Genomic DNA, 527 nt, shown 5'->3' with positions numbered 1-527 from the left:
AGGCCGACATTCTCGAGCTTGATGCCGAGGTCTTCGGAAATGACCTGGCCACCGGTGAGGATGGCGATGTCTTCCAGCATGGCCTTGCGGCGATCACCGAAGCCCGGCGCCTTGACGGCGGCGATTTTCAGGCCACCGCGCAGCTTGTTGACGACCAGCGTGGCCAGGGCCTCGCCTTCGACATCTTCCGAGATGATGACCAGCGGCTTCGAGGTCTGCACGACGGCCTCGAGGATCGGCAGCATGGCCTGCAGGTTGGAGAGCTTCTTCTCGTGGAGAAGAATGTAGGCGTCTTCCAGATCCGCAACCATCTTCTCGGCGTTGGTGACGAAGTAGGGCGAGAGATAGCCGCGGTCGAACTGCATGCCTTCAACGACTTCAAGCTCGGTCTCGGCGGTCTTTGCTTCCTCGACGGTGATGACGCCCTCATTGCCGACCTTCTGCATCGCTTCCGCGATCATCGAGCCGACCGACACGTCGCCATTGCCGGCGATGGTGCCGACCTGGGCAACCTCTTCCGAGGTCTT

1 protein-coding gene is annotated in these 527 nt (G+C 61.3%); it reads right to left on the bottom strand.

Features of this window, described 5'->3' with window-relative positions; translation table 11 throughout:
- The coding region (locus NKH16_RS34960) for a TCP-1/cpn60 chaperonin family protein (RefSeq protein WP_352904000.1) at positions 1-527 on the bottom strand (527 nt) is incomplete at both ends.

Origin of the sequence: Mesorhizobium sp. M1307 (genome assembly GCF_040318155.1) — a bacterium.
GTDB lineage: Bacteria > Pseudomonadota > Alphaproteobacteria > Rhizobiales > Rhizobiaceae > Mesorhizobium.
This window is presented reverse-complemented; position numbering and strand designations above follow the sequence as displayed.